Origin of the sequence: Micromonospora sp. WMMD736 (assembly GCF_049179015.1) — a bacterium.
Lineage (GTDB): Bacteria > Actinomycetota > Actinomycetes > Mycobacteriales > Micromonosporaceae > Micromonospora.
On the sequence record NZ_JBMHMI010000001.1, the window covers coordinates 5,577,246 to 5,601,188 of the forward strand.

Here is a 23,943-nt window from a genome sequence, read left to right on the forward strand (position 1 = left end):
GTCCGTGACACAGCCGCCGATCTCCGACTACGGGTTCCTTTCGGACTCCCGTTCCGGAGCGCTGGTCGGCACCGACGGCTCGGTCGACTGGTGGTGTCCACCCCGCTTCGACGGCGCCTCCGTCTTCGGCAGGCTGCTTGACCCGGACGGCGGGCACTTCCGGTTGGCGCCGGTCGGCACGGGTGGCCCTGGTTACCGGGTCGAACGCGCCTACCGTCCGGACACGCTCATCCTGCGGACGGTGCACCACACGCCACACGGCAGCGTGGCGGTGACGGACGCGCTCGCCGCCGAGCCCGGTGCCCGCGCGCACGAGCTGGGCATGGACTCGCCCGCCGTGCTGGTCCGTGTGGTCGAGGGCCTCAGCGGGCGGGTACGGATGGCGCTCGACTTCGCCCCCCGCCCGGAGTACGGCCTGCTCACGCCGTACCTGCACGAACAGCCCGACGGAGCGGTGGTGGCCGATGCCGGCCCGGTGGTGCTGGTGCTGCGGGCCGGGGGCATGCCGCTGCGGGCGGGCCGGGACCGGGTTACCCACGAGTTCGAGGTCTCCTCCGGCCAGACGGTGGGGATCGACGTGGCGTTCGGGCAGGCGTACGGCACACCACCGGTTCAGATGGACCCGCTGGCCGCCCTCGCCGACACCACGCGAGCCTGGGAGGCGTTCCGGGATACGCACACGTACACGGGCCGGTACGCGGAGTTGGTCCGGCACAGCGCGACCGTGCTGACCGGTCTCACGTACGCCCGCAGTGGCGCGGTGGCAGCGGCACTGACCAGCTCGCTACCGGAGCAGATCGGCGGCGACCGCAACTACGACTACCGGTACTCCTGGTTGCGGGACTTCTCGCTGACGATGCGGGCGCTCTGGGTGGCCGCCTGCCCGGAGGAGACGTCCCGGCTGTTCGCCTGGGCCGCCCGGTCGATCGGCCGGTTCGGCGACGAGCCGGTGCCGGTGCTCTTCGGGTTGGAGGGTGAACGGGACCTCTCCGAGCACCACTGCAACCACCTGCGCGGATACCGCGACAGTCGCCCGGTGCGCGTCGGCAACGACGCCTGGAAGCAGCGGCAGCTCGACGTGCCGGGTGAGGTGCTGTCGGCGGTGTGGCGGCTGCGCGACTACCTCGGCACCGAGTTCGAGTCGGAGCTGCGGGAGATGGTGCTCGGGCTGACCGAGCAGGTGGCGGCGACCTGGCACCTGCCGGACCGGGGCATCTGGGAGACCCGGGAGGACGAGCGGCACTACCTCTCCTCGAAGGTCTCCTGCTGGCTGGCCATGGACCGGGCGGTAGGGCTCGCCGACCGACTCGGTGAGCGGGCCGAACCGCGTCGCTGGGCCGTCGTGCGGGACGAGATCCGCGAGGCGGTGCTGCGCGACGGCTGGAACGACCGGATCGGCGCGTTCACCGGCTCGTTCGGCTCCGCCGAGTTGGACGCCTCGGTGCTCGCCCTGCCGGTGGCGCGCTTCCTGCCGGCGACCGACTCGCGGATGCGCTCGACCATCGCGATGGTCGAGCGGGAGCTGGGTACGGAGGACGGGCTGGTCCGGCGCTGGACGAGCGACCCGGCCGGGTTCCTGCTGTGCTCGTTCTGGCTGGTGGAGTGCCTGGCGATGGCGGGCGAGGCGCGGCGGGCCGAGGAGCTGTTCGAGCGCGTGGTGGGTCACGCCAACGACGTGGGCCTGTTCAGCGAGCAGATCGACCTGACCACCGGGGCGCAGCTCGGCAACACGCCGCAGGCGCTGTCCCACATCGGGCTGATCAACGCCGCCTGGCGGCTGACCGAGCCGGACAGCTTCTGATCGTGCCGGCTCAGGCCAGCACGGGTACGCCCGAGACGTCGACCGTCTCCGGATACTTCAGCCCCGCGCCGGTGTTGAGCACCACCACCCGTTCCCCGGCCCGGATCCAGCCACCGGCGCGCAACTGGCGTGCCGCCGTCAGGCAGGCCGCGCCCTCCGGGCAGAGCAGCAGCCCCTCCCGGGCCGCGAAGTCCCGCAGATCGGTCAGGATCTCGGCGTCGTCGACGGCGACGGCGGTACCGGCGGAAGCCCGCAACGCCGCCAGGATCAGCTCGTCACCCAGCGGCGCCGGCACGGTGATGCCGAAGGCGACCGTGTGTGCGTCCTCCCACGGGCGGGCCCGATCCTCACCCGCGGCGAACGCCCGCACGATCGGCGCGCAGCCGGTCGACTGCACCGCCACCAGCCGGGGCAGCTTGTCGCCGACCCAGCCCAGCTCGCGCATCTCGTGCAGCGCCTTGTGGATGCCGATCAGACCGACCCCGCCACCCGTCGGATAGATGATCACGTCGGGCACCTGCCAGCCGAGCTGCTCGACGATCTCGTACCCCATCGTCTTCTTGCCCTCGAGCCGGTAGGGCTCGCGCAGCGTGCCGGCGTCGAAGATCGCCCCGTCGGACTCGGCGATCAGCTCGGCCACCCGCCGGCCCGCGTCGCTGATCAGCCCGTCCACCAGGCGCAGATCGGCGCCGGCGGCCACGCACTCGCGCCGGCAGATGGTCGGCGCAGCCAGCGGCATGACGATGGTGGCACCCATCCCGGCGCGCGCCGCGTACGTCGCCCAGGCCGACCCGGCGTTGCCGTTGGTGGGCATCGCGATCCGCTTGACACCCAGCTCGCGGGCCCGGCTCACACCGACCGCCGCGCCCCGCGCCTTGAACGAGCCGGTCGGGATCAACCCCTCGTCCTTGACCATCAGGTCCGCGATGCCGATCTCGGCACCGTATGAGGGAGCGCGCAGCAGCGGGGTCCAGCCCTCGCCGAGCGTGGTGACGTGCCGGGGGTCGACGACCGGCAGCACCTCCCGGTACCGCCACAGGTCGGCCGGGCGCAGGCCGAAGCGCTCCGGGGTGACCGCCTTCGCGACCGCCGGCAGGTCGTAGCGGGCCAGCAGGGGTGAGCCGCAGTCGCAGAGGTTCTGCACCTCGTCGGTGGCGTACTCCAGGCCGCAGCGCGGGCAGTCCAGGTGGGTCAGGTACACGTCGCTCCTCGCCGTCAGGCTGCGTCGATACTCAACCAGCGCCGACTGCGTGCGCCCGGCTCGTAGACCGAGTCGAGCCGCTTGGCGACCACACCGGGCAGCCCCTGCTCCCGCCCGGTGCGCAGGGCCTCGTCGCCGGCACCGGAGAACCACGGCGGAGTCTGCCAGTGCGTACCGGCCAACGCCAGCCCATCGAGCAGTTCGCGGCGTTGCGCGTACGGGACGTCGACGCTGCTCACACCCTCCAACCACAGCAGGTCGACGAGCAGGAACTGCGCGCCCGCCGGCACCCGGCCCCCGCTGGTCGGACGGGCCGGACGTACCCGGCCCGAGCCGTCGATGCGCACGAGCACGCCGTCGAGCACCGCCTCGGTCGGCGCCAGTGCCTCGGCCATCGCGCGCAGCCACGGGTACCCGCCGGTGATCTCCTCGTCGGTCGCGGAGAGCAGCCGCAACCGCCCGCCGGAGACGTACGCCATCGCGCGGACCCCGTCCCACCGCAGCTCGTACCCCCAGTTGCTGGCGTCGCGCGGCAGCCCGGCGGCGGGCGTGGCGTGCATCGGGCGGACCAGCTCGGGCATCGGCGTCCAGCCCGGCGGCGCGGGATCCGTGCGGCGGATCATCCAGTCCCGGCCGCCGGTGGCGAACAGCGCGTACCGGCCTTCGGTGCGCTCGCCGGAGAGCGTCACGATGACCTCGTCGTCGCGCCACTTCTCGCAGCGGTACGTGCCCCGGTCGTGGGTGACCATCCGGCCGCCCCCGTACTCGTCGAGCCGGTCCGTCACACCCGCATTCTCCGGCAGAACTGGCCCCTGTGCTGGCCCGCCGGAGTGTCCGGTTCACTCGGCGGCCGGGCCCGAGGCGGGGTAGAACGGACCTCATGGACCTCAGCGACCAGCCCACCGCCCTCCTTTCGGGTGACGTGCGGATGCCCCTGCTCGGCTTCGGCACGTGGCAGGCCACCGGCCGGGCGGGCTACGATGCCGTGCTGGCCGCGCTCGACACCGGCTACCGCCACCTCGACACCGCCACCGTGTACGGCAACGAGCGGGAGGTGGGCCGGGCGGTCCGGGAGAGTGGGCTGCGTCGGGAGGACATCTTCCTCACCACGAAGCTGCCGCCGGACCGGATGGGCCGGGAGCGCGAAACCCTGGAGGCCAGCCTGGAGGCGCTCGGCGTCGACCAGGTGGACCTCTGGCTGATCCACTGGCCGCCGTCGTCACCGGCGGACAGCATCCCCCTGTGGCGTGAGCTGCTGGCCGCGCGGGACGAGAACCTGACCCGAGCCGTCGGGGTCAGCAACTACAGCACGGCGGAGATCGACGAGCTGATCCAGTCGACCGAGGAGAACCCGGCGGTCAACCAGATCCGGTGGAGCCCCGCGCTGTACGACCGGCAGCGGCACGCCGAGCACCGGGACCGGGGCGTGGTGCTGGAGGGGTACAGCCCGTTCAAGACCAGTGATCTCAGCGACCCGGTGCTGACCAGGATCGCCGCGGCGCACGGCGTCTCCCCGGCGCAGGTGGTGCTGCGCTGGCACATCGACCACGAGATCGTGGTGATCCCCAAGTCGGTGACGCCGGAGCGGATCACCGCCAACTTCGACGTCTTCCACTTCTCGCTGACGGCGGAGGAGATGCGCGACATCGACGCGCTCGGCGACTGATCACATCTTAAGATGGCCGCCCAGCATGTGGGCACCCCCAAGCGCGCGGGACGGCGGCTCCCACCTACCGGCCAGCTGGGGCGACGATGCACGGACCCGGCGACTAAGGCAACCATCTGCGTCGATGGCTGCAACCGCGGTCCGCTCGGTGATGTGATCGCCATCCGAACACGTCCCGACGCGCTTGACGGATGTGTCCGACCACGGGGCAAGCTGCCCATTCGCGCCTCGACCGGGCTTCGATTCGCGAGCGTTGGTGCGCCATCGGGAGCAGTTGCTGTGAACTGCCTGAACGTCCATGGGAGGTGGGTCCGGGGCCGCGATCGGGGCGCATTCCGCGAGGCTCTTCGGCCGGGCGAATGCAGGCGTTCCGGCGGTTGGTCGTCGGCGAATTGCCCACCGCTCGCACCGCGATTCCGGTCCACCCGCGACACTTCGCGGCGGACCCCTCAATTCGCCGTCGGATCGACCTGTCCGCGCTGATCGGGTGGCAATGGCCGGCGTCCGGCGGTGGCGCATTCCAGACGTTCGGCGGATGTCGGGTCGACTGATCGTCGACTCCGCCGCAGCTGCTCTGAGCAGGCAAAACTCCGAAGAGTAAGCACTGTGGGTGGAAAGTCCACATTGCCGCATCTGTGCTTACCACTTGTAACCGTGCTTGTGCATAGAGCAGGCAGCTCCCTACAGTCCCGACCGACATACGGGCAACCCACGGGGGGTTTTCGTGGCACGTCGAAAGACGGCCACCGTACGTTCATGCCTTGCGGCGGGAGTCGCCGTGCTGACGGCGGTCGCGTTGGCTGGCATCTCGGGCGAACCGGCGGAGTACCTCGCCGCCGGGCCCGATGGCGTAACGGGTGGCGTGCAAGACAGGTCAGACCAGGCAGTGTCCCTGCGGACCGCCCGGCATACCGGCAGACCGGTACGGGTCGACAGCCTCACCAGCGAGACCACCGAGGTCTTCGCCCTGCCCGACGGGCAGTTCCGGGCCGAGATCGCCGCCGGCATGCAACGGTTCCGCCGCGGCGGCGACTGGGTGCCGGTCGATCTCACCCTCAAAACCGGGACGGACGGCTCGGTCACCCCGGTCGCTCACCCCGGTGACCTGCGCATCTCGGGTAGCCGTGCGGCGGGCACCCACGAGCTGGCCGCGCTCGGCTCCGCCGACCAGCGGGTCGCCATGGGCTGGACAGGGGCACTGCCCACGCCGGTCCTACAGGGCAACCGGGCGACGTACGTCGATGCCCGTCCCGGGGTCGACCTCGTCGTCGAGGCGACCCGGACCGGCTTCGAACAGTTCCTCGTGGTCAAGAACCGGGCCGCCGCAGCCCAGGTCGAAAGCGTGGCCTTCCCGCTCAGTGGTCGCGGCGTGGCCGAGGGAAGCCGGGGCGCGGACGGCGCCATTGCGATCAAGGACCGGGCCGGCAAGCAGACCGCCCGCATCCCGGCGCCCCTGATGTGGGATGCCAGGAAACACAAGGTCACCGGTGATCCCTCGGTGCGGAAGCCGATCCGCACCGAGGTGGCGAAGCGCGGCGACACGGTCGAGTTGACCCTCACGCCGGACCGCGCGTGGCTGCGGGACCCGGCCACGGCCTACCCGGTGACCATCGACCCGACGGTCAACCCGCTCGGCACCACCTTCGACACGTACGTCACCGCGGGGTCGAGCCTGGACCAGAGCACGCAGAACAACCTCCAACTCGGTCTGCTCGACCCGAGCAACCCCAAGTTGACCCGGTCGTTCGTCACCTGGGACAGCACGGTCCTCGCCGGCAAGCAGATCAACTCGGCCACCGTGTCGTTCTGGAACTACTGGTCGTACCTCTGCACCCCGGTCTCGTGGGAGATCTGGACCACCGCGCCGGGCACGTCCGCCACCACCTTCGCCAACCAGCCCGCGTGGGACGCGGTCGGGCCCGACGCCCGGTCCACCGCCACCGCCGGCGGCGGCGCGAGCTGCACCAGTGCCGACGCCTGGGTGAACATCGACGGCAAGACCTTCTTCCAGCGGGCCGCCGACGCCAACAAGACCCGGGCCGGGATGGGCCTACGGGCCACCGACGAGGCCGACGTGGCCGGGTTCAAGCAGTTCCGCTCCCGCGAGGGCGACAGCGCCGCCGAGGATCCGAAGGCATCGGTCACCTACAACTCCTGGCCGACCGTCGGCACCCGGGCCACCGTCCCGGCCACCAGCTGCGTCACTGGCGCGGGTCGACCCCAGGTCAACACCCTCACCCCGCAGCTCAAGGCGACCGTCTCGGACGGTGACGGCACCGCGATGACGGTCACCTTCGAGTGGTGGGCGATGAACGCCGAGACCGCGATCGGCTCGGCCAGCTACAGTGCCGTGGCCTCCGGTGCCACCGCTGCGGCCACCGTGCCGGCGGGCGCGTTCGTCGACGGCGGCATCTACCGCTGGCGGGTCAAGGCCGCCGACGGGGTCAGCGGCAGCGACCGCTGGTCCCCGTTCTGCGAGATGCAGGTCTACACCACCGTCGCCCCGGTCACCGGTTGCGCTGGCACGGCCGAGAACGACTTCAACGGCGACGGCGTCACCGACCTGGCGGTTGCCGACCCGGAGGTGACGATCAACGGCCTCTGGGGCGCTGGTCAGGTGCACGTCAGCTACGGCGGCAGCACCACCGTGCACACCCTGCAGGAGGGGGTGGCCAAGGTCCCCGGCGCACCCGGGAACGGTGACCGCTTCGGCTTCTCGATCTCCCCGTACGACGCCAACAACGACGGCTGCACCGACCTCGCGGTCGGCGTCCCCTACCAGAGCGTCAGCGGCCAGGACGGGGCCGGTGCGGTCTACGTGCTGCTCGGCTCCCCGGCCGGGCTCGCGCAGGGGCCGGCCTCGCTGGTCTACCACCAGGACGTCACCAACGTCCCGGACACCGCCGAGGCGTGGGACGTCTTCGGCTACTCGGTGGCCGGGAGCCGGACCGCGAGCGGCGAGCCCTACCTGGTGATCGGCGTCCCGTGGGAGAGCCTCTCGAGTGGTTCCCTGACCGGGATGGTGCACTACCTGCGCGGCAACGTGAACGTCGCTCTCACCCAGGGCAACGGCATCCCGGGCAGCGCGGAGTTCGACGACCGGACGGGCTTCTCGGTGGCGGCCGCCAAGTACCACTGGGCGGTCGGGTCCCCGGGAGAGGCGATCGGCAGCGAGGTCTTCGCTGGCGCGGTCAACGTCTTCAGTAACAAGATGACCAACGGGCTGCCCACGATCGCCGCAGGGCTGTACCAGGGCGTGACGGGCGTCTCCAACGTCGCGGAGGCCAACGACAACTTCGGCAAGTCGATCTCCATCGCCCCCTACCGTCCGGTCGGTAGCCCGGCCGGGACGCAGGACTCGCTGGTCGTCGTGGGTGTGCCGGGGGAGGACATCACCCTCTCCGGCACGACCACACCGATGACCGACGCGGGCCTGGTGCACCGCTTCCACGTGACCGCGGCCAACACCTTCACCGAGTTGCCGTCGATCACGTACGCCTCGGAGGACGGTGACTACCTCGGCGAGAAGGTGGTGGTGGCGAACACCGCACCGGCCAGCGAGGGCACCAACTCGACGATGTTCATCGCGATCGGCGTCCCCGGTGAGGACGCCGGGGCCTCGACGATCGACTCGGGACGGGTGCGGGTCTTTCCCGCGCTGGCCAACCCGATCGGCACGCCGGTGACGCTGCAGCGCGACGGCACCAGCCTGCCGGGCAGCTTCCGCGAGCAGGAACTCGTCGGCAACTCGCTCAGCGCCACCTCCACGCAGCTCCTGGTCGGCACGCCGTACGGCGACGACGCGGTCTACGCCTTCAACTGGTCGAGTCTGGCGGGTGGGACGACCACTCCGGCCCAGACCTGGCAGCCCGGGCAGAACGGGCTCCCGACGACCAAGGTCCTCTTCGGGGCGGCGATCAACTGATGGCACGCGACGAATTGCGCAGTTCAACGAGGGAGGACCTGACGGTGGCCCGTCGTAGCAGGAAGCGGAACCGGCTCTTCACGCTCGGCCTCATGGTGGGCCTCGCCGGCCTGCTCTCCACCACCGTCTACGCCGACAACGCTGACCGGTCGCCGGCCACCGCTCCTGTGGCGGCGGTGGAGACGGACCCGGTCCGGGAGACCGAGGCCGAGGCGCTGCTCGCCGCCAAGTCGCTTGGCCAGCCGGTGGAGGTGCTCGCCTTCCGGACCGAGTACCGGGACGTCTTCGCGCAGCCGGACGGCAACCTGATCGCCAACGAGCACAACCATCCGGTCCGGGTGGTCCAGGGTGACACCTGGGTTCCCACCGACGCCACCCTGGCGCAGAACGCCGACGGAACGATCACCCCGAAGGCCGCGCTCATCGACATGCGGATCTCCACCGGCGGTGCGGATCCGCTGCTGGTGGTCCGCAAGGACGGCCAGGTGATGACCCTCACCTGGCCGTACAACCTGCCCGCGCCGGTGCTCAACGCCGACCAGGCCGTCTACCCGGAGGTCTTCCCGAACGTCGACCTCGTGGTCAACATGACGGTCGAGGGCTTCTCCCACGTCATCGTCCTCAAGACCCCCGAGGCGGCGAACACGCCCGAACTCCAGGGGCTCAAGCTGGGGGTCACGGGCGAGAACCTGACCATCCAGGAGACGCCCGAGGGTGGGATCGTCGCGCTGGACCCGGCCACCGGAAACCCGGTGCTCGAGGCCGACCAGCCGACCATGTGGGACAACGGCACCCCAGCCGGTGACGACGACGCCACTGCGGCGAGTGCCCAGAAGGCGCCCGCCGGCACGGTGGCCTCCAACTCGGTCCCCGGTGAGACCGACCTGGAGACGGCACGCGGCCCGGAGGACAGTTCGACGGTCGCGCCGATGGGGCTGGACTACACCAACGGCGCGCTGACCCTCACCCCGGACGCCGCGATGCTCGCCGACCCGGACACGAACTGGCCGGTCTACCTGGACCCCGTCTGGCAGGCCACGACCAACAGCTCCTGGGCCATGGTCGACAGCGGCTACCCCAACGAGGAGTACTGGAAGTTCGACGGCAAGCGGCACGAACGGATCGGGCTCTGCCCTGAGCGGTGCAACAGCTCCAAGGTGAAGCGGGTCATCTACACCCTCGCCACTCCGTACTCTGGCAAGACGATCCTCAGCGCCGAGTTCCGGGTCACCATGCAGCACGCCTGGAATTCGACCGCGCAGAACGCCCAGCTCTACCTGCTGCCGAAGGGCGTCAACTCCAAGACCAACTGGAGCAACCAGCCGGGTGGGTCGAGCTGGAGCAGCGGCGCCAACTGGCTGGACACCAGAGCGCCCAGCAGCACACAGGCGTCCTGCACCGCCACCAACCAGAACGCCAGCTGGAACGCCAAGGAGGCCGTGCAGTTGGCGGCCGCGAACGGCTGGAGCAACGTCACCCTCGGCCTCAAGGCCGAGAACGAGGGCAACTACCAGCACAGCAAGCGGTTCTGCGACAACGCGGTGCTCTCGGTGAAGTACAACCGAGCCCCGCTGATCCCCGCCCTGTCAGAACTCAGCTCCGACCCGGGTGGCGCCTGCGTCTACGGCTCCGGCGCCCCGTACGTGTGGAAGATCCCGAAGCTCTACGCCGTGCTGCGCGATCCGGACCACTCCTCGGCTCACACCGAGCAGCTCAAGGCCGAGTGGCGGCTCACTTGGCGGGCTCCGGGAGCGTCGACCGACACCGTGCGGTCGTACCCGACGACGTTGCTCAAGGCGAGCGGGTCGATCTTCTCGCTCAACGCGCCGTCGGACATCCCACAGAACGTCGTCGTCTCCTGGGACGTCCGCGCCTCCGACAACACCGTCTGGGGGCCGTGGAGTTCCGACGGCGCCCGCAACACCTGCCAGTTCATCTACGACGCCACCAAGCCCGCCCCGCCGGACGTCGACTCGCCGGACTTCTTGCCCGGGGACGCTGGCGACAACGGCTCGCCCGACTGCGTGACCGACACGGAGTGGCACGAGAAGCTCGGCCTGACCACCAGTTTCACCTTCGACTCCGTTGCCGCCGACGTGGTCGAGTACCGGTGGGGGTTCAACACCAACCCGTCCTCGGCCAACAGCATCAAGCCGTCGACCGCTGGTGGGCCGTCCACCATCCAGTGGAAGCCGACCAAGGAAGGGCCCTGGACGATCAACGTCATGGCGGTCGACAGGGCCGGCCTGGGCAGCTCCATCGCCTCCTGCACGTTCCGGGTCGGCAAGCGGCCGCCGGTGGCGCAGTGGTCGTACTCCGAGGTCGCCGGATCGCAGAAGGCCGAGGATCTGCTCGGGGACCACGACGCCGTGGCCGGCACCGGGGTCACCTTCGGTGTCCCCGGCCCCGGTGGTCAGTTCGACACGGCCGTGTCCCTGAACGGCACCTCGAACGGCTATCTGAAGACCACCCTGGACCCCGAGAATCCTGACAAGACCGCCCGGGTCCTGGACACCTCGCGCAGCTTCACGGTCAGTGCCTGGGTCCGCACCTCGGACCCCACGCGGCGGCAGACCGTCGTGAGCCAGGACGGCACCGGCGAAGCCGGATTCAGCCTCGGCACCGACGGGGGCAACTGGGTGTTCCGGATGCCGACCAACGACGTGATCGCGCTGGGTGAGTGGCGGGTCTTTTCGACCGGCACCACCCCGTCCCCGGTCACCACGGCGTGGACCCACCTCACCGCCTCGTACGACGACTCCACCAAGAAGATCTCCCTCCTGGTGAACGGGACGAACCTCTACACCGCCGACCGGCGGTCGCAGGCGACGTCGCGGGGTGCCGTCCAGTTCGGCCGGCGCATGGTCAAGAGTGGCTACTTCGACTACTGGTCCGGTGAGCTGGCCGACGTCTCGTTCTTCGACCGGCCGATCCTCTCCACCGAGGTCCTTGGGCTGAAGCAGACGGCCCTCGACCGGGCGGCGTACTGGCAGCTCAACACCGCCAGCGGTACGAGTAGCCCGGAGTTCGGCGCCAAGGCGGCCATGGTTCTCGGGGCGGATGCGTCGATCTACAAGGGTGTCGTGCCGCCCCCCTCCGCCGCGATGCTCGGCGGGGGCCACCTGAAGCTGAACGGCAACGCGAACAGCTACGCGAGCACCACGCTCAACGCCAACATGGCCAGCAGTTTCACCATCACCGCCCGGGTCAAGCTCACCAGCAGCTGCGCGGGTAAGCCGATGACGTTCTTCTCGCAGAAGGGCCTGCACAACAGCTCGGTCATCGTCCGGTGCAACAACGACGGCCGGTACGAGCTGGCCGTGCCGGGCACCGACACGGCGGGCACGGCGGTCGAGCTGACCCCGTTGACCGACGTGGCGCCCAAGACCATCACCAAGGGTGAGGTCGTCGCCCTGGTCTACAACGGCTACACGCGTGAGTTCTCGCTGTACGCGAACGCTCAACTGATCGGCTCGGTGCAGCTCACCGAACCGTTCAACGCCACCGGTGGGCTTCAGCTGGGTCGTGCCTTCATCGACGACCAGTTCCGTGAGCACCTCTCCGGCGCCATCGACGACGTCCGTGTCTACAACGGCGTGGCCGACAAGAACCTCCTTCAGCGGTTGAACCTCTCCGTCAAGGAACAGCCCAACCTCTGATCCCCCGGCCGTCGGGTCGCCGCACCGAAGGCGACCCGACGGCTCCTGCCGCTTTCCCCCGACCACCCGTGGAGGGTTGATGTTCTCCCGACACCTGGGCGCCTCCGGCGTACTGCAACGCCGGATCAAGCGACCCGTGTCCTGGGCGTTGACCGGCGTGCTGGGCCTGACCTTCGTCCAAGCCGTCGAGATGCCTACCGCTGCCGCTCAGGGCAACAATCGCCCCAAGACCGCCGACTCCGGCAAGATCCTGCCCGAGCGGGACCCGCTGCCCGCCAAACCCCGGCAACCGGATGCCGCCGCGACGCCCACCAAGCCGGCGTCGGTCACCTGGCCGGCCGCCGGCACCACCGAGATCGCCGTGCCGGTGCCCGCCTCGACCGACGCCCGGACCGTCGCGCCCGACGCGGCACGCACCGCCAAGGCCGGCGGGCTCACCGTCTCCGTCGGCGCAGTGTCGGCGCCCGCGAGCGGCGCCGCCGGCACCGCGAGCAGGGCCGCCCCGACCACGCCAACCAGCAAGGTCCGGGTCGAGGTGCTCGACCACGGGACGGCTGAGCGCGCCAAGGTCGACGGTCCGGTCGTGCGGGTGGTCCGCACCGACGGCCAGCAGGTCGCCGGCGACATACGGCTCTCCGTCGGGTACGACGGGCTGGCCGGCGCTTTCGGCGGCGACTTCGGCAGCAGGCTGCGGTTGTCCCGACTACCCGAGTGTGCCCTGCGTACCCCCGAGCACAAGGACTGCGCCGCCCAGCCGCTGCCGACCGTCAACGACGGCGAGAAGCGCAGCGTCTCGGCCCAGGTGACGGCGACGGCCTCCACCGGCAGCCTCTACGCGCTGACCGCCGGTGACTCGTCCTCCCAGGGCAGCTACGCCGCGACGAAGCTGGCCCCTTCCGCACAGTGGTCGGTGGCCCCCTCCACCGGCGGTTTCTCCTGGTCGTACCCGCTGCAGACGCCCCCGGTGCCGGGTGGCGGTGGGCCGGGCATCGCGCTGGCCTACTCCTCGCAGTCGGTCGACGGGCGCACCTCGACCACCAACAACCAGGGCTCCTGGATCGGCGAGGGGTTCAGCTACGAGCCGGGCCACATCGAGCGTCGCTACAAGGCGTGCTCCGACGACGGCCACAGCGAGGTCGCCGACCAGTGCTGGGCGTACGACAACGCCACCATCCTGCTCAACGGCAAGTCCACCGAGCTGGTCAAGACCGCCTCGGGTTGGAAGTTCGCCTCCGACGACGGCTCCAAGGTCGAGAAGCTGTTGGGCGCTGCCAACGGCGATCAGGGGACCACCGGCGTCGACGTCGGCGAGTACTGGCGGGTCACCACGACCGGCGGCACCGAGTACTACTTCGGCCTCAACCGGCTGCCGGGCTGGGCCAGCAGCAAGGAGGAGACGGCGTCGACCTGGACCCTTCCGGTCTTCGGCGACGACGCCAACGAGCCGTGCAACAAGACGACCTTCGCCGACTCGTACTGCAACCAGGCGTGGCGGTGGAGCCTCGACTACGTCAAGGACCGGCACGGCAACGTCACGTCCTACTTCTACGGGCGGGAAAGCAACTGGTACGCCCGCGGTAACCGCACCGACCTCAACGGAGTCGAGTACCACCGGGCCGGCTGGCTCAAGCGGATCGACTACGGCCAGAAGGACGGGCAGGTCTACACCACCAACGCGCCCGCCCGGGTGGTCTTCGACACCCTGGAGCGTTGTCTGGCCACCGGCTCGATCGACTGTGACGAGCAGGACCTGAACGCCTCCACCGCCCCGTACTGGCCGGACGTCCCGTGGGACCGCAACTGTGCCAAGGACACCAAGTGCAAGGGCGACCAGATCACCCCGACCTTCTGGACCCGCAAGCGGCTCGTCGGCATCCGCACCCAGATCCGAGGGGCCAACGCGTGGACCGACGTCGACAAGTGGGCCCTCGGCCACCTGTTCACCGACAACTCTGATGGCAGTCGTACCCTCTGGCTGGACAAGATCACCCACACCGGACTGGTCGGCGGCAGCGCGGCCCTGCCGAGCGTGCAGTTCGGCGTCCTCCAGCTGCCCAACCGGATCGACCGGAGCGGCGACTTCATCGCCCCGCTGATCCGGCCCCGCATGGCCGCGATCTACACCGACAGCGGCGGGCAGATCGACGTCAACTACGAGGACCCCGACTGCACGGAGAACACCCTGCCCACCGAGGGCAGGAGCACCCGCCGCTGCTTCCCGGTGAAGTGGAACCCGCTGGGCAGCGGGGGCCAGGTCATCGACTGGTTCCACAAGTACGTGGTCAAGGCCGTGGTGGAGACCGACCGCACCGCCCGCTCGCCCGACATGGTCACCAAGTACACCTACCTCGACGGCGCCGCCTGGCGGAAGGCGAAGCCGGACGGGCTGAGTGACGGTAAGGACCTCACCTGGAGCGACTGGCGTGGCTACGGCCGGGTCCAGGTCACCAAGGGTGACGGTCAGACGCAGACCACCAAGACCGAGTACTACTACCTGCGCGGCATGCACGGGGACGACGACCCGGACAGCACCAACCCCCGCTCGGTCACTGTCACCGACACGACCGGCGGCACCTACACCGACTACGACGAGCTCTCCGGCTTCGAGTACGAGAGCAAGACGTTCGACGGCGCCACCGAGACCAGCAAGATGATCAAGGCGCCGTGGCGGTACAAGACCGGCAGCGAGTCGCACACCTGGGGGGCCAGCGAGTCGTACTTCGTCAACACCGCGAGCACCCGCGGCTACACCGCGCTGGCGGCCGGCGGCTGGCGGCAGACGAAGACCAGCACGGCCTTCGACACCACCTCCGGTCAGGCGTACCGGACCGAGAACGAGGGTGACGTCGACGTCACCGGCGACGAGGCGTGCACCCGCACCACCTACGTCACCGACGTGACCACCTACGGCGACAACAAGCCGGTCTACGTCAAGGACCTGGTCTCCCAGGTCGAGTCGGTGTCGGTCAAGTGCTCCGTGACCCCGAACCGGGCCACCCAGGTCATCTCCGACGACCGCACGTACTACGACCTGCAGGCGCTGGGCAAGGCGAAGGTCACCGGCAACGCCACCCGGACGGAGCGGCTGGCCACGCACGACGGCACCACGGCCACGTACACCCGGGTGGCGGAGGGCAGCTTCGACGGCTTCGGACGTCCGCTGACCGCGAAGGACGCGCTCGGCGAGGTCACCACCACCAGCTACGTCGAGACCAACGGACTGACCACGCAGGTCACCGAGAGGAGCCCGCTCGGCCACGACACGGTCACCACGTACGCGCCGGCCTGGGGCAGCCCGACACAGCAGGTCGACCCCAACGGGATGAAGAGCATCCTGGAGTACGACCCGCTGGGCCGACTCTCCAAGGTCTGGATGCCGGACCGCACGGGGGCCAGCGGGCTGACCCCGAACACCAAGTACACCTACCTGATCCGCACCGACAAGCCGGCGGCGGTGAAGACCGAGCAGCGGCGCAACGACGGCACCTACACCGTCGAGTACCAGCTGTACGACAGCTTCCTGCGACCCCGCCAGCTGCAGACCGAGGGTCCGGACGGCACCCGGCTGATCGCGGACACCTTCTACACCCCGACCGGCCAGATCGAGCGGACGTACGACACCTACCAGGTGGCGGGTGCGCCGACCGACGTGATCTATCCGGCCGTGCCGGCCGACATGACCGGCCAGACGGCCTTCGTGTACGACGGCGCCGACCGGGTGAAGGCCACCATCTTCCTGGACGGCATCTCCGAGAAGTGGCGGACCACCACCACGTACGGTGGTGACCGGGTGTCGGTCGACCCGCCGGACGGCGAGACGCCGCGCACCACCGTCACCAACGCGCTCGGGCAGACTACCCAGCTGCTCCAGTACAAGGGCAACAGCCCGACCGGCGCGTACGACAAGACCGAGTACACCTACACCCGGTCCGGTCAGCTCGCCACGGTGCGGGACCCGCTCGGCAACGAGTGGGAGAACCGGTACGACCAGCGGGGCCGCAAGACCGAGTCGATCGACCCGGACGCGGGGCACTCGTACTTCGTCTACGACGACCAGGACCGGCTGACGGTCAGCACCAACGGCGCCGGCGCGTCGCTGAGCTACCGCTACGACGCGATCGGCCGCAAGACCGCCACGTACAAGGGCAAGGACCCGGACACGGGTCAGCTGCTCAGCGCCTGGCAGTACGACCTGGAAAAGCTCGGTCAGCTCTCCTCCACCACCCGGTACGCACCGGACGGCGGCGAGTACGTGACCTACTACGGCGCCTACGACGAGCTGTACCGGCCACACGAGACCTACTACCAGGTGCCGGAGCAGGCGGGCACCGAGCTCGCCGGCCTGTACACCTTCGGCACCGAGTTCAACTTCGACGGCACGGTGCAGACGGTCGGCATGTCGGAGGGCGGCGGGCTGCCGTTCGAGTCGATCGCCTACACCTACGACTCCCTGGAGCGGCTGAAGAGCACCAAGAGCGACGTGCCGTACGTCACCGACGTCGCCTACCAGGCGACCGGTGAGGTGCTCCTGTCCGAGGTGCAGCTCGGCACGCAGTTGGTCTGGTCGACGTACGCGTACGAGCGGGCCTCGAAGCGGCTGAGCCAGGTCCGGCTCGAACGGGCCGGCGCGCCGGTCATCGACATCGACGCCCGGTACAGCTACGACGATGCCGGCAACATCACCCGAATCGAGGACACCCCGACCGGCGCCCGGGACGTGCAGTGCTTCACGTACGACTACCTGCGCCGGATGGACCGGGCCTGGACGTCGGGGAGCACGGCGACCGATCCCTGCGCCGGCGGCCCCAGCGTCACCGGGCTCGGCGGGGTGGCACCGTACCACCACGCCTACACCTTCGACGCGACGGGCAACCGCAAGACCGAAACCCAGTACGCCGCGAACGGCACATCGTTGCTCGCCCGCAGCTACGAGACCCCGTTGGCCCGCCAGGCCCGGCCGCACACGGTCAACAAGATGACCGAGACGACCCCGTCCGGGGACCGGCTCTACACCTACGAGTACGACACCGCCGGTAACACCACCAAGCGCACGAAGGTCGGCGAGGACCAGAACCTGGTCTGGGACGCCGAGGGCAACCTCGAGTCGGTCACCGCCAACAGCAAGACGACGTCCTTCGTGTACGACGTCGACGGGTCCCGGATCCTTCGCAAGGAGCCCGGCACGACGACGCTCTACCTGCCGGGCATGGAGATCCGGCTCAACACCACCACCCACTCCACGGACGGCACCCGCTACTACCCGGTGCCGGGTGGCGGCAGCATCGTCCGCAAGCTCGACGGCGTCCGCTACGTCGCGCCGGACCACCACGGCACCGGCCAGGCGGTCGTCGACGAGGCAGGCAAGATTGTCACCCGGCGGACCACGCCGTACGGCGAGTCGCGGGGGACCCCGCCCGGACCGGGGCAGTGGCCCACCGAGAAGGGCTTCGTCAACGGCAACCAGGACAGCAGCACCGGCCTGGTGAACATCGGCGCCCGCGAGTACGACCCGATGCTCGGCCGGTTCATCTCGATCGACCCGATCATCGACGTCAACGACCCGCAGCAGATGCACGGGTACGCGTACGCGAACAACAACCCGGTCTCGTTCTCCGACCCGGACGGCCTGCGGGCCTGCTCGGACGACGCCTGCGGTCCGGGCGCCGACTTCGAGGACATGTACGGCAACTATCACGACGTGCCCGGGCACAACGATGGTTGCCACGGCTGCTCGGGTGCGTACGACCCGCACGCGCCGGCCGAGAATCACCCGCGGACGAAGGACAACGGCGGCGGCGGTGGCGGTGGCGGCGGTGACCCGGCGGCGGCCGCGGACAAGGCCCGACAGGAGCGCATCGCCAAGGCGAAGGCGGTCCTCCTCGAGGCGGGCAAGGCGCTCGCCAAGATCGCGATGGACGAGCTGGGCATCACCGATGCGTTGAACTGCATCACCAAGGGCGACATCGGCGGCTGTGTCAGCACGGCGATCACCATCGCCAGCTCGTTCGTGGGCGGCCTGCTGGGCAAGCTCGCCAGCAAGTACGGCGCACCGTGGAAGTGGAAGAAGGGCTACGAGCTCGGCGTCCGGGTCAAGGACCTGCTCGGCAAGCTGATCACCGGGGTCAAGGACTTCATCAAGGCAGGCAAGAAGGCCTGCCACAGCTTCGCCCCAGGAACGCTGGTGCTCCTAGCTGATGGATCTTCAAAACCGATCGAACAGGTCAGTCTCGGCGATCAGGTTTTGGCAACGGATCCAGACAGCGGCGAGACCGGACCTGAAAAAGTCGTCGCTACGCACATAAATCGCGACGTGGAGCTGACTGACCTGCGTCTCGTGATTAATGGCACGGTCATCGAGGTGCAGACGACCCAGAATCACCCCCTCTGGAGCAATGACAGGAAACAATGGGTTTCTGCGTCATTGCTTCATGTTGGAGAGAGGCTTAGGTCTCATGACGGCAGCGACGTTATCGTCTCCGAAGTGCGATCCTATACTGACGCCAAGGTTATGCGGGATCTCACCGTCGAATCGGTTCACACGTATTACGTGGTCGTTGGCGGCACCTCGACGTTGGTCCACAACTGCGATGAGCCATGGATGGCTCCGCAAAGCTATACGCACGTGGACAAGTTCCATGGGCCGAACGCTCCTGGGAACAAGAGCAAGTTTGACAAGGGCGTCGACTATGATGAGTTGGCGGATGAGGCGGCGAAGTTTGAGCCGCAAAGGCAGACAAACGGTCGTTGCAACCGCGTTTGTACCTTGCCCGATAATCGGATCATCGGCAAAGACCAGAATGGTCTACCAACAAATAAGTACACGGTAGTGACAGAAGAGAATGGTCGGGTTGTCACCATGCACCCAGGATTGCCGAACTGAGGAAAGATGGCGCTAACGTTTTTCGTCGAGGATCAGCTGCACGCGCGCCTTTCGACATTCTCCGACGATGCTGATAACTCGTTCCTTGGCCTTGCTCGCCGATTGGCCGTCAGGGGCAGCCGCGTTTTCGACATCTTCGACCCATATGCTGATGCAATGTTCAACTACATCCAGTTGGATAGGATGATAAGCGAACTTGACGATGCTTTGCAGGGCGATTTGACGTCGACCGAGCGGAGCCTTGTAGTCAGAGTTAAAGGCGCGGCCCAAGAGGCGAGAAATGTTAGTGGCTACCTCTTTGTGGAAGGCGACTGAATCGCTATAGACGGGAGGGTCGAGCGGCCAGATTGCCGGTCGTCTGGACGCCCTGCGCGGTGTTGGCGCGCAGGGCGTCCACCTGCGTGACATCGACAGTCTGATCTTGCAGCTGCAGGCACCCTTCCGCGAGGTGGCCGTGATTCGCGTCCTCTCCGTGGCCTGGCCCCGGCGGCGAATTTCTTCAGGCGGCGGTCGGGTGGTGAAGGGTATCGACATCGACGCATGTGACGGTATAGCGTGCCGTCATCACGTCCGTCGATCCCTCTCCCACCCGCCTCAGCTGGAGGATCGCCATGGCCCGACCACCGTCCATCCGTCTGCGCCGTCGTGGGGTGCTCGGCATCCCCGCCCTGGTGGCCGCCGCCCTGACCGTCGTGGTCCGGCCCGCCCCGGCGAGTGCCGCCCCGCAGGCCCCCGAGTGCCTCGCCGACCTGCTCGGAGAGTCCTGATGGCCACGATTCCCTGGCTCGTGGACGTGCTGCGCGCCGCCGGAGTCCAGGTCGTCGTCGAGGGTGACTGGCTCAACCGGATGCGGCCCGGCTCCTTCGACCCGATCGGGGTGCTCTGGCACCACACCGCCTCGACCTCCAGCGCCAGCAACCCGCACCCCGCGCTCGGTATCTGCATCAACGGCCGCTCCGACCTGGCCGGCCCGCTCTGCCAGGCTCTCGTCGACTACAACGGCGTCTTCCACGTGATCTCCGCGGGCCGCTGCAACCATGCCGGGGTCAGTGGCGGCAGCGGGCCCATCCCTGCGGGCGACGGCAACACCCTGATGATCGGGTGGGAGATCGACTACAACGGCGTCGACCAGCAGATGACGACCGCGCAGTACAACGCCTCGATCGCCGCCACGGCCGCGGTGCTCACCCGGCTGGGCCGGGACAGCAGTTACGCGCGTGGTCATCGGGAGACCAGCACCACCGGCAAGATCGACCCGTCCTTCATTGACCTGAACGTGATGCGGGCCGACGTCGCCGCGAAGATGGCCGGCGGCAGCACGGCCTGGTCGTCGATCGTGGACAACACGACCTCCGGGCGCTTCACCGCCAGCGCCAACTGGGGGGTTTCGACGTTCTCCACCCAGCGGTACGGCGCCGACTACCGCTACGCCGATCCCGTCGCGGCCAGCGACCCGGCCTGGTACCGGTTCAACGTCCCGGCGACCGCCACCTACCGGGTGGACGCGTGGTGGCCGACGAACAGCGGCTACAACAGCGCCACCCCGTACATCGTCGCCACCACCACCGGCAACCGGACGGTGTACGTCGACCAGCGGGCGACCGGTGGGCAATGGCGCGTCCTGGGCACGTTCACCCTGCCGGCCGGGGACGCCAACCGGGTGGCGGTGAGCCGCTGGAGCAACGCCACGGGTCTGGTCATCGCCGACGCCGTACGCCTCACCCGCGTCTGACCCGGCGTAACGCGCTCCGCCTCGGCTTGATCGACTCGACTTCCCGGATGTCGGGGTGTCCCTCGTGCGAGGAAGCCCCGACGTCCAGGATCCCGAGTGGACCATCACCCCGACGGGTGAGGGGTCGGCCCCTGCGCATCCGCAGACCGACGACCCCGAGTCACACAGGAAGCGGTGCGTTTGCCGGTGCCGAGCCCATCGGTGCCCGCCCGATGCAGCCACGAGCCGTGCACCTCGCTGACCCGGACGCTGCCACCGGACCGCGTGTAGGACGCCTGCCAGTCGCGGATGGTCTCGTAGGCGCCGTGATCGAGATAGTCCAGGTGCAGCTCGAGTGCGACGTGCTGTCCCGGAGGTAGGGCGGCGAGTCGGCGGGTGAGCCGTCCGCAGGCGACGAAGGCGAGTGTTCCGCTGATCGACACGAGCCAGGCGCCGGGGTTGGGCTCGGTAACGTGGATGTCGCAGCGGGCCAACCGCCACAACATGAAGAGCGCGGCCGTCGCCATGCCGAGCCCGACCCCGACGAGCAGGTCCGTCGCGGCCACGCCGACCGCGGTGACCACGTAGATGGGCAGCTCCCGGTGCCGGGCGTACGTGCGGATCTGGGCGAGGCTCACCAGCCGTAGGCCGACCACCACGAGGACGGCGGCGAGGGCGGCCATCGGGATCATCTCCAGCAGTACGGCGCCGGCCATCACGAATCCGGCGATCCAGACGCCGTGCAGGATGGTCGACGCGCGAGTGCGTGCCCCGGCGGCGACGTTGGCCGAGCTGCGCACGATGACGCCGGTCACCGGCAGGCCGCCGAGGGTCCCGGACACGGCGTTCGCGGCGCCCTGGGCGATGAGCTCCCGATCGAGGTTCGCGCGCGGGCCGTGGTGCATCCGGTCGACGGCCACCGCCGAGAGAAGAGATTCCACGCTCGCCACCAGGGCGATGGTCACGACTGCGGGGAGGACCTCCCACGGCGACGAGTCGGGCCAGCGGGGGAGGGCGAGCGCGCTCAAGGGGTTGGCCGGCAGATCCACCCGTGCCACGTCGGCGTCGAGGGCCGTCGCCGCCACGGTGGTGACCACCACCGCCACCAGGGTCGCCGGCAGCATGGTGGTCTTGACCAGACGTGACCAGACCAGCAAAAGCGTCATCGTGAGTGCGCCGAGCAGCACGGACACGCTGTGATGGTCGGCGATCTGGCCGGGTAGGTCACGCAGGTTCGCCCACGCGGAGCTCTGGGGCGCGCCGCCGAGGGCCACGTGGACCTGGCTCAACGCGATGACCAGGCCGATGCCGGCCAGCATTCCGTGTACGACGGTGGGCGACAGCGCGAGCGCGGCCCGCCCGAGACGGGTGATGCCCAGCACGATCTGCAGCAGCCCGGCGACGGTCACGATCGCGGCGGTGCCGGCGAAACCGAACTCGGCGATGGTGCCCGCGACGATCACGGTGAGCCCGGCCGCCGGTCCGCTGACCTGGAGCGGCGCGCCGCTGAGTGCGCCGGCGACGATGCCGCCCACGACGGCGGCGATCAGCCCGGCCAACAGTGGCGCTCCGGAGGCGGCGGCGATGCCCAGGGACAGCGGGATGGCGATCAGGAAGACCACGATCGACGAGGGGATATCGTGCCGAAATGACGCCAAAGCCGACATCTCTAGAAAGGTACGGAGATAATATTAATGCATAGTTAAGCGTGATTCTTTCACCCTCGACGCGGACGGGGCGCGACCGCTTGGGTCGCGCCCCGCCGTGGTGCCGTCGACTCAGTTACGCGTGCAGCTCCTGCCGTTGAGCGAGAAGCTGCTCGGGGACGAGTACGACCCGTTCAGCGTTCCCTGGTAGCCGAAGCTGGCCGTGCCGCCGGGGGCGATCGACCCGTTGTGGCTCACGTTCCGGGCGGTGACCGCGGACCCACTCTGGCTGACCGTGGCGTTCCAGGCGTTGGTGACCGTCTGCCCGCTGGGCAGGTTGTAGTTCAGCGTCCAGCCGTTGATCGCGCTGGAGCCGGTGTTGGTGATCTGCACGTCGGCGGTGAAGCCGTTGTTCCACGAGTTGGCCGTGTACTTCACCGCGCAGGCCGAGGTGCCGCCCGGCGGCGGGGTCGTCGGCGGCGGGTTGGTGGGGTTGCCGCCACCGTTGACGTTCGCCGAGAACGAGGTCACCGCGAGGCCGACGCCGCCCTGCCACGGCTCGAAGCCGGCCTGGATGCTCGTCAGGTACCAGGAGTTCGTGATCGCGCCCCGGTTGCGGGTGTCGTTGATGAAGTCCATGACGCTGAAGTTCAGGCTGGAGGTCGTGGACTGCGCGACGTACGAGATGACGTTGTTGGAGCCGTTGCTGCCCCGCCAGACCTCCCAGGTGCGGCCGGCCAGGTTCGTCGTGCCGACCACCGAGCCGATGGGCTGGATCGGGCCCTGACGGTTCAGCCAGATCATGATCTCCATCTGGTTCACGCCGTCCCGCTTGGGCGACGGGTCCAGCCAGATGTCGTAGGACGCGTTGTAGGTCGCGCCGCTCACGTACCGGTAGCTGATGCTGCTGGTGGCGCTGCTGATCTGCGACACCTGGATCGGCAGGTTCGTGCCGGGGGAGCAGTTGGTGTAGTGACAACCGAAGAAGATCGAGGGGTACGCCGTCGGCGCGCCGTTGGTGGGGCTGCTGCCGTTCAGCGTGGTGATCTCGAAGCCGTTGCTGGTGGCGTTGATGCACTGCTGGGCGGTCGTGCCCCACCGGTTGTTCTGCACCACGTAGCGGCCCTGGATGACGGTGGAGCCGTACTGCTCGCAGATCAGGGTGTCGGCGGAGGCGCTGCCGCCGAGGGCCACGGCCACGAGGGAACTGGTGAGCAACAGCCCGGCGGCGGCCAGGGCTCGAAGGTGACGCTTCATGACGCTCCTTGACTCGGCGCAAGCTGGGCGCCGGCTGTGGTGGGGTGGTGCGGGAGCGCTCCCACGCTCAACGACACATTTACATGTCTGAAACTGTGGCGCAACCGCGCACGTCAAACTGGCGAATTGTGAGGATTGCCACGCCCGCTCCGGACGGCTGTCAGCTCACATCCCGGTCAGTGGCGGCGGCCGCCGGC

The 23,943-nt window shown here is 69.1% G+C and carries 11 protein-coding genes and 1 pseudogene; 8 read left to right on the forward strand and 4 right to left on the reverse strand.

All coding sequences use genetic code 11. From position 1 onward, the window contains the following. Positions 1-4 precede the first annotated feature (4 nt). Positions 5-1,801, forward strand: a complete 1,797-nt coding sequence (locus ACN269_RS25230; protein WP_421474743.1) for a glycoside hydrolase family 15 protein — start codon at positions 5-7, stop codon at positions 1,799-1,801. A gap of 10 nt (positions 1,802-1,811) precedes the next feature. Here the strand turns inward: ACN269_RS25230 and ACN269_RS25235 are convergent, their stop codons facing one another. Continuing rightward, positions 1,812-3,002 carry a threonine synthase gene (locus ACN269_RS25235; RefSeq protein WP_421474744.1) on the reverse strand — a complete coding sequence of 397 codons (1,191 nt, stop codon included), beginning with the start codon at positions 3,000-3,002 and terminating at the stop codon, positions 1,812-1,814. Positions 3,003-3,016: 14 nt separating this feature from the next. Next, a pseudogene (locus ACN269_RS25240) lies at positions 3,017-3,769 on the reverse strand (ATP-dependent DNA ligase); the annotation flags it as partial. Positions 3,770-3,882: 113 nt separating this feature from the next. On the opposite strand from ACN269_RS25240, the gene ACN269_RS25245 reads away from it, so the two are divergent. The 7 genes from ACN269_RS25245 (at position 3,883) to ACN269_RS25275 (ending at position 20,864) form a co-directional block, all read left to right on the forward strand. After that, positions 3,883-4,668, forward strand: coding sequence for an aldo/keto reductase (locus tag ACN269_RS25245; RefSeq protein WP_421474745.1), 786 nt, complete (start codon positions 3,883-3,885; stop codon positions 4,666-4,668). Between the two features lie 724 nt (positions 4,669-5,392). Further along, a complete protein-coding gene (locus tag ACN269_RS25250) occupies positions 5,393-8,593 on the forward strand; it encodes a DNRLRE domain-containing protein (RefSeq protein WP_421474746.1) in 3,201 nt (1,066 codons plus the stop codon). Between the two features lie 92 nt (positions 8,594-8,685). After that, positions 8,686-12,252, forward strand: a complete 3,567-nt coding sequence (locus ACN269_RS25255; protein ID WP_421476558.1) for a LamG-like jellyroll fold domain-containing protein — start codon at positions 8,686-8,688, stop codon at positions 12,250-12,252. A 79-nt stretch (positions 12,253-12,331) separates the two neighbouring features. Beyond that, entirely contained in the window at positions 12,332-19,132 is a 6,801-nt protein-coding gene (locus ACN269_RS25260; protein WP_421474747.1) for an RHS repeat-associated core domain-containing protein, read from the forward strand. 6 nt (positions 19,133-19,138) lie between these two features. Next, the gene (locus ACN269_RS25265) at positions 19,139-19,447 is read left to right on the forward strand and encodes a hypothetical protein (RefSeq protein ID WP_421474748.1); all 309 of its coding nucleotides are present in this window, start codon (positions 19,139-19,141) and stop codon (positions 19,445-19,447) included. Between the two features lie 296 nt (positions 19,448-19,743). Then, on the forward strand, positions 19,744-19,899 hold the full coding sequence (locus ACN269_RS25270; RefSeq protein WP_421474749.1) for a hypothetical protein: 156 nt from the start codon (positions 19,744-19,746) through the stop codon (positions 19,897-19,899). Then, positions 19,899-20,864: an N-acetylmuramoyl-L-alanine amidase gene (locus tag ACN269_RS25275; RefSeq protein WP_421474750.1), complete on the forward strand. Its 966-nt coding sequence runs from the start codon at positions 19,899-19,901 to the stop codon at positions 20,862-20,864. The genes ACN269_RS25270 and ACN269_RS25275 overlap by 1 nt, the downstream gene beginning before the upstream one ends. A gap of 104 nt (positions 20,865-20,968) precedes the next feature. On the opposite strand, the gene ACN269_RS25280 is transcribed toward ACN269_RS25275, so the two are convergent. Both ACN269_RS25280 and ACN269_RS25285 read right to left on the reverse strand, forming a co-directional pair. Beyond that, positions 20,969-22,510: a SulP family inorganic anion transporter gene (locus tag ACN269_RS25280; protein ID WP_421474751.1), complete on the reverse strand. Its 1,542-nt coding sequence runs from the start codon at positions 22,508-22,510 to the stop codon at positions 20,969-20,971. 111 nt (positions 22,511-22,621) lie between these two features. After that, entirely contained in the window at positions 22,622-23,746 is a 1,125-nt protein-coding gene (locus tag ACN269_RS25285) for a GH12 family glycosyl hydrolase domain-containing protein (protein WP_421474752.1), read from the reverse strand. Positions 23,747-23,943 lie beyond the last annotated feature (197 nt).

Coding starts and splice junctions, on each gene's coding strand:
- ACN269_RS25245 (WP_421474745.1), top strand. CDS start 3,883: ATGGACCTCAGCGACCAGCCCACCGCCCTCCTTTCGGGTGACGTGCGG.
- ACN269_RS25285 (WP_421474752.1), bottom strand. CDS start 23,746: ATGAAGCGTCACCTTCGAGCCCTGGCCGCCGCCGGGCTGTTGCTCACC.
- ACN269_RS25265 (WP_421474748.1), top strand. CDS start 19,139: ATGGCGCTAACGTTTTTCGTCGAGGATCAGCTGCACGCGCGCCTTTCG.
- ACN269_RS25275 (WP_421474750.1), top strand. CDS start 19,899: ATGGCCACGATTCCCTGGCTCGTGGACGTGCTGCGCGCCGCCGGAGTC.
- ACN269_RS25260 (WP_421474747.1), top strand. CDS start 12,332: ATGTTCTCCCGACACCTGGGCGCCTCCGGCGTACTGCAACGCCGGATC.
- ACN269_RS25255 (WP_421476558.1), top strand. CDS start 8,686: ATGGTGGGCCTCGCCGGCCTGCTCTCCACCACCGTCTACGCCGACAAC.
- ACN269_RS25270 (WP_421474749.1), top strand. CDS start 19,744: ATGGCCCGACCACCGTCCATCCGTCTGCGCCGTCGTGGGGTGCTCGGC.
- ACN269_RS25280 (WP_421474751.1), bottom strand. CDS start 22,510: ATGTCGGCTTTGGCGTCATTTCGGCACGATATCCCCTCGTCGATCGTG.